The 8731-nt window shown below is 52.4% G+C and carries 8 protein-coding genes; 3 read left to right on the forward strand and 5 right to left on the reverse strand.

Going from position 1 to position 8731, the window contains the following annotated elements; translation table 11 throughout:
- Positions 1–642: 642 nt before the first annotated feature.
- The gene (locus AC3ZVB_RS29055) at positions 643–1317 is read left to right on the forward strand and encodes a heavy metal response regulator transcription factor (protein ID WP_490148486.1); all 675 of its coding nucleotides are present in this window, start codon (positions 643–645) and stop codon (positions 1315–1317) included.
- On the forward strand, positions 1314–2750 hold the full coding sequence (locus AC3ZVB_RS29060) for a heavy metal sensor histidine kinase (RefSeq protein ID WP_490148487.1): 1437 nt from the start codon (positions 1314–1316) through the stop codon (positions 2748–2750). The genes AC3ZVB_RS29055 and AC3ZVB_RS29060 overlap by 4 nt, the downstream gene beginning before the upstream one ends.
- A 154-nt stretch (positions 2751–2904) precedes the next feature.
- Here the strand turns inward: AC3ZVB_RS29060 and AC3ZVB_RS29065 are convergent, their stop codons facing one another.
- From AC3ZVB_RS29065 to AC3ZVB_RS29085, 5 genes are all read right to left on the reverse strand, one after another.
- Positions 2905–3816 carry a cation diffusion facilitator family transporter gene (locus tag AC3ZVB_RS29065; RefSeq protein ID WP_490148488.1) on the reverse strand — a complete coding sequence of 304 codons (912 nt, stop codon included), beginning with the start codon at positions 3814–3816 and terminating at the stop codon, positions 2905–2907.
- A gap of 47 nt (positions 3817–3863) precedes the next feature.
- Entirely contained in the window at positions 3864–4205 is a 342-nt protein-coding gene (locus AC3ZVB_RS29070; protein WP_490148489.1) for a DUF3703 domain-containing protein, read from the reverse strand.
- Positions 4206–4219: 14 nt separating this feature from the next.
- Positions 4220–6313: a heavy metal translocating P-type ATPase gene (locus AC3ZVB_RS29075; protein WP_490148493.1), complete on the reverse strand. Its 2094-nt coding sequence runs from the start codon at positions 6311–6313 to the stop codon at positions 4220–4222.
- A 546-nt stretch (positions 6314–6859) separates the two neighbouring features.
- A complete protein-coding gene (locus AC3ZVB_RS29080; protein WP_490148490.1) occupies positions 6860–7504 on the reverse strand; it encodes a DsbA family protein in 645 nt (214 codons plus the stop codon).
- Positions 7501–7941, reverse strand: a complete 441-nt coding sequence (locus AC3ZVB_RS29085; protein ID WP_490148491.1) for a disulfide bond formation protein B — start codon at positions 7939–7941, stop codon at positions 7501–7503. Before AC3ZVB_RS29085 ends, AC3ZVB_RS29080 begins: the two co-directional genes overlap by 4 nt.
- Positions 7942–8042: 101 nt before the next feature.
- Between AC3ZVB_RS29085 and AC3ZVB_RS29090 the strand changes: the two genes are divergently transcribed.
- Positions 8043–8450, forward strand: a complete 408-nt coding sequence (locus AC3ZVB_RS29090) for a MerR family transcriptional regulator (protein ID WP_490148492.1) — start codon at positions 8043–8045, stop codon at positions 8448–8450.
- The last annotated feature ends 281 nt before the right edge of the window (positions 8451–8731 follow it).

Genomic DNA, 8731 nt, shown 5'->3' on the forward strand with positions numbered 1-8731 from the left:
CACAGCATCAGCCGTCAGCTATTGGCTTGGAATGTGGGGTTCGTGGATCGCACTCTTTTATACAAAGCCATACACTCGTACCGAACACATCTAATTTAGGCCTATGCGTACACACCCTCTCCAATAAAACACTAACAATGGGACTCACGCGCCACTCTGCCTAGAGCTAGAGGTTCCCTGTCATCCCATGCAATCGAAGAAACGAATCTTTTGCAATAGTGCATATACATAATGCGCTTAACATCAGTTCTACAACCATCGCTTCTGGAAACACACACTAGCGCAACATACAAAATTATTACTTACGTTCCTAAAGAATATAGTTACTCCCTCACTCTAAATTTTGCTCCGACTATATTTACGCCCTAAAAAATGCAAGAAAGCAAAATTACAATCGCCGCGTAACATTATGAAACCATTGACCACTAAATACCTGCCGAGCGGCACTTGCGTCAGCAAAACGGGCTAATATTACGACTAAGCCAGTGAGATCCAGTGCGACATACTGTCGCAAAACCTAGTTTTAGAGCCCACGAACGACATACTTTATTGACTCTATAGCAGCTACAGGCTTCAGGCTAAGACCATTGCAAATGGCTAATTTTCGTTTTCCGTATTTTTGCTATAAATGGGGTGGCTGTCATGAGAATGCTTGTAGTTGAGGACGAGGTTAAAACTGCCGAATATTTGCATCAAGGATTAACTGAAAGTGGCTATGTAGTTGATCGCGCATCGAATGGCACGGACGGCCTTCATCTGGCGCGTCAACATGTCTATGACTTAGTGATACTTGACGTTAATCTTCCAGAACTTGATGGTTGGGGGGTTCTTGAGCATCTTCGCCGAAGCAGTAACACTCGGGTCATGATGTTAACGGCCCGAGGACGTCTGGCGGACAAAATCCGCGGATTGGATTTAGGGGCCGATGACTACCTGGTTAAGCCGTTTGAGTTTCCTGAGCTACTGGCACGGGTACGAACTCTGATGCGTCGCAGTGAGCAGATTCCTGTACCGCAGGTGCTCAAGGTCGCCGATCTGGAACTCGACCACGGACGCCACCGTGCTTTTCGTGGTAATCAGCGCATAGATCTGACGACCAAGGAGTTCTCGCTTCTGCACCTATTGATGCGTCATTCTGGGGAGGTACTCTCCAGAACTCAGATAATTTCACTGGTCTGGGACATGAACTTTGACTGCGACACCAACGTTGTCGAAGTTTCAATCCGTCGTTTGAGAGCAAAAATCGACGACCCCTTTGATAATAAATTGATCCATACCCTGCGCGGAGTTGGTTACGTGTTGGAGGCGCGCGAATGAAGCCGGCTAGCCTGTCAATGCGGCTAGGGTTGACAGTGAGTATTCTGGGGGCATTGCTGGTAGTACTTTTGGCTGCCCTAGCTTTTTTTGCGCTAACGCATGAGTTGGAAAAACTGGCTAAACGAAGCCTGGACAAAAAATTTGAGCAGGTCGAACATAGTCTATCCCTATATAAGGACATAACCGACATAAACTCGAATCCGCACTCCTTGCTGGATCAAGTTATGGGACATGACAATTTGAACCTGGCCATCTATGACTTAGCAAATCTGAGTTCACCTGTGCTGAAAGTCGGGGCGGGCTTGTCGGACCTGCGGATAGAGTTGAAGGCAGCGGTTGCCGCCGTCGACAAGATTTCATATTCCACCAATTCCGACGGCGAAGGCCGACACTTTATTACCGCTTCCAAGCTCATCCGGTTAAAGGATGGTACGAGCGTTCCCGTACTGCTGTCCATCGATTGCGCAAATGATGAAGCACTACTCAGCACGTATTTGCAGTCGACGATCATTGCGTTACCTTTGTTGTTAATACTCATCGGAATGAGTGCCTGGGCGGTAGTTCAGCGAGGTCTCGCGCCACTGAGGGAGTTCCGAAAGGTTGCCGCCATCGTCTCAGCACAAGACCTTAGCCATCGACTCTCTGTGGTCAAAATGCCTCAGGAACTTAGTGAATTGGCCCATGGCGTCAACTTCATGCTACATCGACTCGATAGCGGTATTCAGCAGCTGTCGCAGTTCTCCGATGACTTGGCGCATGAATTGCGATCCCCCATTACTAATTTGATGGGCAAAGCCCAAGTGACGCTTTCTCGGGACAGGTCGGCGGAAGAGTACAAGTCTGTGCTGGAGTCTTGCACCGAAGAATTGGAACGTGTCACTCGAATTGTCTCGGATATGCTCTTCCTTGCTCAAGTCAGTCATCCTGAGGCGCTCGTCCCGTTCGAGACAATTAATTTAGAAGATGAAGCATTGAAGGTCGTCGATCTGTTTACATTGTCTGCGGAAGAGAAACGGATCAGCCTGAGCGTCACCGGAAGCGGATACACCATTGGCGACAGGTTGATGATTCAGCGAGCAATATCAAACTTGCTGTCCAATGCGATACGCCATTGCCCAGCAGGACAATCCATTTCAGTTGTCATCAAATGCCAAGACAATCAAGTCTCGCTGCTGGTAGGCAACCCTGGCGCAGGTATCGAACCTCAGCACCTGTCGCACTTGTTCGAACGTTTTTATCGCGTCGACACAAGTCACTCACGTGCCGAAGGAAGTACTGGTCTGGGCTTGGCTATTGTGCGATCAATCATGAGCCTTCATCAGGGGAAAGCAGAAGTCGAAAGCTTACCCGGTAGCATGACCGTTTTCAGTCTGAGCTTCCCAAACCTCGACGGACACCCCCCCTGGCAGCAGGCGAGAAAGGCTCAGGGGTAAATTGTTGCGTTAAACATTAAAACATTGGTTAATTCGCATACATTAATTCCCCATACCACTGGAAATGCTCGGGTGGCTAAGAGAATTATTGTCCGTAAGCTTTCAGAGTATCGCAGCGGCCCCTCCCGCGACATGGATGTTTACGGGGGCCTTTCTAGTGCTGCATGCCTTCGTTTCCTTCGAGCCTGGCATGAAACTGCGAGTTCTCTAATTGAAGAGTCGTATGGCTAATATGAAATTTCTCGCTCATCAGTCGAGTCACCTCGGCCAATATCTCTTGATCGGGGCGGGAAGGGTACTGAACCACTAGGTGCGCGCTCATGACATTTTTGCCGCTGGTCAAAGCCCAGAGATGCAAGTCATGAATATCCTCAATACCTTCAACTGCCCTGATTGTCGCCTCCACTTCCGCTATGTCGATTCCGTCCGGTACACCCTGCAACAAGATGTTCATGCTTTCTTTGAGCAAAACCCAGGTTCTGGGTAGAACCCACAACCCGATAGCTGCGGCAATGATCGAGTCAACCCAAGTCCATTCTGTAAAGCGAATGATCAATGCTGCCCCTATCACGCCTAATGAGCCCAGCATGTCGCTCCAAACCTCCAGATACGCGCCTTTGACGTTAAGGCTTTCGTCACTGGCAGACATAAGCAAGCGCATTGAAACAAGGTTCACAACTAGCCCTATCACTGCGACGATCAGCATGCCTGTCGATTGTATTTCTGTCGGAGTCTTAAACCGCTGATATGCCTCGTACAGGATGTACACCGCCACCATGAACAACAGAATCGCGTTGAAAGCTGCTGCGAGGATCTCAAATCGTGCATAGCCAAATGTCCGTTTTTTATCCGCAGCGCGTTTGGCGATCTGAATAGCGACTAATGAAATAGCAAGGGCAGTGGAATCCGTCAGCATGTGAGCGGCGTCGGATAACAATGCCAAGCTGCCGGTGATGAAAGCACCAATGACCTCCGCGATCATGAAGCTTGTCGTTAGCGCCAGAGCGATCCACAATTTTTTCTCGTGTCCTGCACGTGCTAGACCGTGACTGTGACCGGCGCTCATAGGACTCTCCATGTGTGCGTGAATGGATACGACAATGACTCAGAGTCTCACTCTTCGCTAATCAGATTTCTCAGCTCTTGAGAAATAGGCATCACCTGAAAAGCACTGACACGGGCGCGACCAGTATTTCCCGATGGCACCCATATTGTTGAAAATAGCAGGGCAGCGAAAACACGTGGTATTTGTCCCACAACCTCTCGGGGATCTCGTGTCCTGATGCCAACGTACAACATGAAAGCGTGTGACTTTGCATGCAGCAGGGGACGGCGTTGCGTCAGGATGTGGGTACGCTCCAGCCAATGGTAAGCATGCGCATAATCTCGAGACCTTCTAGCTAAACAGGCTTCGCCGAAGCCCTCAAGAATTGCCCCATGCAACCTCTCTTTCATGCTCACCCTCCGGACTATTTTTTCAGCAAGCGCAGCCCATTGAGTATTACCAACAGGCTGACACCAACATCTGCAAATACCGCCATCCACATAGTGGCCAAACCCATCAAAGTGAATACCAGGAACACAGCCTTGACGCCCAAGGCGAACCCTATGTTTTGTTTTAGTACCGTGGCGGTTTGTCGAGACAGGCGGACGAATGCCGGGATTTTCCGCAGGTCATCATCCATCAGCGCGACGTCAGCCGTTTCGATTGCGGTGCCGGTACCCGCAGCGGCCATTGCGAAGCCAATCTGGGACTTGGCCAAGGCCGGCGCATCATTAATCCCATCGCCGACCATCCCCACCACGTGACAACTGTTTTGCGCCTCACCAATAGCCAAAAGCTTGTCGGCGGGAAGCAGGTTTCCTCGGGCCTCATCAATCCCGACTTGTTGCGCAATTGCCTGCGCAGTGTGTGAGTTGTCCCCTGTCAGCATCATAGTCTTGATGCCTAGCTCGTGCAGTTCCTTGATCGCGGTCTGGCTTGAGTCTTTCACCGTATCGGCAACCGCGAACAGTGCTATGACCTGAGTAGCGTTGCTTAACGCTACTACGGTTTTCCCCTGACGCTCCAGACGATTCAGGGATGCCTTCAGTTGCGGTGTGCAAAGACCCAGCTCCTCAATCAAGCGATGGTTGCCCAGATGATAGAGCTGACCCTCGACGATCCCTTTCACACCACGTCCTGGGAGCGCTTCGAAACTCTCGACAGACTTGAGCATTGACGCGTCCAGCGCCGCCTGTTTGGTGATGGCCTGTGAGACCGGGTGATCCGAGCGACCGCCCAGACTGGCGGCAATAATCTGAGGGGCTAGTTCTGAAATCGCGGTCAGTGGGATGTAATCGGTCTGGACCGGCTTGCCATGCGTAATGGTCCCGGTTTTGTCGAGTGCGACGAAGCTCAGCTTGGCGCCAATTTCCAGGTAGACGCCACCCTTGACCAAAATGCCCTTGCGAGCCGCTGCCGCCAGACCGCTGACAATGGACACCGGGGTTGAAATGACCAACGCGCAGGGGCAGGCAACCACCAGAAGCACTAGGGCGCGGTAGATCCAATCAGCCCAGAGCCCACTTATGAATAATGGGGGCAACACCGCAATGGCCAAGGCAAAGAAGAACACTGCTGGCGTATAGATCTTGGCGAATTGGTCAACAAACCGCTGGGTTGGTGCTCGCGAACTTTGAGCCTCTTCGACCGCATGGATGATTCGAGCCAACGTCGTATTGCTGGCCTCAGCCGTTACTCGGTATTCGAAGGAGCCGGATTCGTTGATGGATCCTGCATAGACGGGGTCATCTACGGTTTTCTCGATGGGTAGGCTTTCCCCCGTGATAGGTGCCTGGTTGACTGTAGAGTTGCCGGAAGAGACAACGCCATCCAGACCGATACGCTCGCCGGGGCGAACCCGCACCAAAGCATCGATCTCGACAGTTTTCACATCCACTTCCAGCCAACTGCCATCTGGCTGGCGAACGGTCGCCCGCTCCGGGGACAAATCCATCAAACCCTTGATTGCGTTGCGCGCACGATCCAGCGATCTTGCCTCTATAAGTTCGGCAACGGTGAACAGGAACATGACCATCGCGGCTTCTGGCCACTGACCAATCAACACTGCACCGGTCACGGCAATGCTCATCAAGGCATTGATGTTCAGATTGAGATGTTTGAGTGCGATCCAGCCTTTCTTGTAGGTCGCTGGGCCGCAGAGCACAATCGCGAACAAGGCTACAACCGCCACCACCCATTCAGGAGCGGCGTTAGTGAAATGCAATACTTCCGCAGCTACTGCCCCAGCGCCGGATAGTATCAGTTTCCACCAGGTACTCTTGCGCGGTGAGGCTATTTGAGCGGCTTGCGGCGCATCGGAGTTAGATGCCTTGCCGTCAGTAGTCAACGGTTCGGCGTGCATGCCAAGCGATGACACAGCCGCTTCAATACTCAAGGTGTCCGGCAGTTCGTGCCAGACCCCTAGAGTACGGTTCATCATGTTGAACTCGAGCTTTTGAATCCCGCTCATTCGAGCGAGCTTGTCCTCGATCATTGTCTGCTCGGAGGGACAGCACATTTGCCCTATACGAAAACTGCTGAAGCGAGCGGTATTGCCGGCATCCGCTGGAGAAGCTTTTGCTGCACAAGTGCTTGCGCCGCCCGCGCCGGATGGCGGGCAGCAAGCGTCGGTAAAGAGATCGTTATCAACCGGGGCGGCAGATTTACTCGGTTCAGCCAGGGTGTACAAGGTGGATGCCGGTGTTACGGCAGCGCAGCTTGATTTGCTGCCATCCGCAGCAGGAGAGCAGCAACCGGAGTCTTCTGCCTTGGTTGGCCTCAGGACTACGTCCGAGGTTTTCGCAGCGCAACAACCGCTCTTGGGCTGGTTCTGGGCTGCATTCGTATCGCCAGTCGTTGCGGCGGGTGTACAGCAACCTGTCAGCGCTTTCGGATCAAAAACCTCAACGCTGGCCTGACTTTCAGGTGTTTGCTTATCACCGCAACAACTTTTCATAAGGACACTCTCCACATGTTTTATGGTGAAGAGTGAACACCCTATAGCCACTATAAGGTCAAGCGTATTATCGCGACTGCCAAACTTTTTCAACATTGCCGCTTGTGGCTAGCGCGATTGGTTGATCTCGCTCCAAATCAGATCATAGAGCTGCTGGGCACCGAAGTTGGTCAGCGGCTTACCGTTGACGAAGAATGTCGGTGTCCCGCGTACGCCTACGGTTTTCGCATCGGCGGCATCCCGTTCAATAGTGGCTGTGATCTCTGGGGACACCATTTCTTCACGAGCCCTAGCCACGTCTAAGCCTGCCTGAGCAGCAGCGTCCCATGCTGCTGAAGCCTGTGCATCATCATGCCACTGCGGTTGGGCCTCTAGAACAGCTTCAAGTACCGGTGCAAATACGTCCTGCTTGCGTGCGGCCTCCAAAAGCCGGATGGCTTCTTCAGAACCTTTGTGAAGCTTCACATAACGCAGCACAAGACGAACGTCGGCTGGGTGCTGGGACATCATCTTTTTGACGATGGGATAGAAGGCACGACAGCTTTCACACGACGGGTCGAAAAATTCGACAATCGTCACCGGGGCGTTGGCAGGGCCGAAGTTTGGCGAATTAAAGCGCTCCAGAGCGCTGTTTTGCGGCACGGGCGCGGTGGCCTGGGGCACAGTGGAGGCACGATCATAAAAAAATGCAGCGACTGCGAAGCCGACTACGGCAAGGACGCTGATGGCCATGACGACGGTGCGTCTGCTCATACGATAAATCTCCGGCGGATAAGAACAAGAAGAACAATCAGGAGGCTGAACACGCCCAGCGATAATAATGGTAGTGGAACACCACTGAAGATGGTCATATCAGCGCCAGAGCAAGACGGGCCTGCTCCACAGGGTTTGATGCTTTCGGGGATCAGTCCGAAATAAAGCAGGTTGTGATACAGCGCGATGAGCCAGCCCATAACGGCTAATGGCAATGCATAACGCCAGACGCCCGCGTCCGACATGCAGCAAGCAACACCCAGCACCAGGACGAGGGGGAACATGAATGCACGTTGAAACCAACAAAGAACACAGGGCACTTGCCCCATGACTTCGCCGACGAACAACACGGCAAGCGTTGATATAAGGGCAAGCAGCCATGCGCAGAGCAGGAGCGCCCATATCCCGGATTGACGTGATTGGTGTGTGGTTTCCATCGAATCAAAGCCCTTTATGTAGGGTGCTAAGGCGAGCACGGATTTGCTTGTCGTCTGAAGCGAGTAGAATGAAGGTTCTAGCGACTATAAGGTCAAGCGAAATGAGTGCGGCCATCTACACGGTTGGGGCCTTGGCGAAGGCGACCGATACCAAAGCTGTAACCATCCGTTATTACGAGCAGTCAGGGCTGCTGCCTTCTGCTGGAAGGTCACCATCGGGCTACCGTTTCTACACGGACGAGGAGCGCAACCGGCTGTTGTTCATTCGCCGCAGCCGCGCACTGGGTTTCAGCCTGGATGACATTCGTGAGTTGCTCGGTCTTGCTGATCGACGCGACGCTTCCTGCGCTGCGGTGGACGCAAAAGTCGAAGGGCAATTAGAGCAGGTGCGAATGCGTATTCGAGACCTACAAGGTTTAGAAGCCGAACTGACACGACTGAGCGTTTGCTGTCAGGGTGGCGTGATTGAGCAATGTCGCATCATTGAATCGCTGTCGAATCGTAGTTAACGTGGCAAAGAGACTTCGTCTGCGCTGAAGTTGTATGAAGCCAGAATCGTTGCTGTTCGGTATGGTCCGCTAGTCTTGATTTACTTACGAGATAAGGGAATGGGGATTGCCGTGCCGTTTGCAGATACACCATCCCGCAGAGGGGAAACGCCAGCCAATCAGACAAAACCACAGGTAGCGGTTCATGGCTGGAGTGAGCAGATGAAAATGGCCCTACAATTCACCATCTAGACTCCTTAGTCGGCTGTCACCAACCTCTATTCCGCGCTCATTTCCATTTC

The organism is Pseudomonas sp. MDV22-iso1 (genome assembly GCF_058145095.1).

What these genes read in the sequence shown, in the direction of transcription:
- AC3ZVB_RS29090 (WP_490148492.1), top strand. Translation starts at nt 8,043, where the DNA reads ATGAGTGCGGCCATCTACACGGTTGGGGCCTTGGCGAAGGCGACCGAT.
- AC3ZVB_RS29060 (WP_490148487.1), top strand. Translation starts at nt 1,314, where the DNA reads ATGAAGCCGGCTAGCCTGTCAATGCGGCTAGGGTTGACAGTGAGTATT.
- AC3ZVB_RS29080 (WP_490148490.1), bottom strand. Translation starts at nt 7,504, where the DNA reads ATGAGCAGACGCACCGTCGTCATGGCCATCAGCGTCCTTGCCGTAGTC.
- AC3ZVB_RS29075 (WP_490148493.1), bottom strand. Translation starts at nt 6,313, where the DNA reads ATGTGCTGTCCCTCCGAGCAGACAATGATCGAGGACAAGCTCGCTCGA.
- AC3ZVB_RS29065 (WP_490148488.1), bottom strand. Translation starts at nt 3,816, where the DNA reads ATGAGCGCCGGTCACAGTCACGGTCTAGCACGTGCAGGACACGAGAAA.
- AC3ZVB_RS29070 (WP_490148489.1), bottom strand. Translation starts at nt 4,205, where the DNA reads ATGAAAGAGAGGTTGCATGGGGCAATTCTTGAGGGCTTCGGCGAAGCC.
- AC3ZVB_RS29055 (WP_490148486.1), top strand. Translation starts at nt 643, where the DNA reads ATGAGAATGCTTGTAGTTGAGGACGAGGTTAAAACTGCCGAATATTTG.
- AC3ZVB_RS29085 (WP_490148491.1), bottom strand. Translation starts at nt 7,941, where the DNA reads ATGGAAACCACACACCAATCACGTCAATCCGGGATATGGGCGCTCCTG.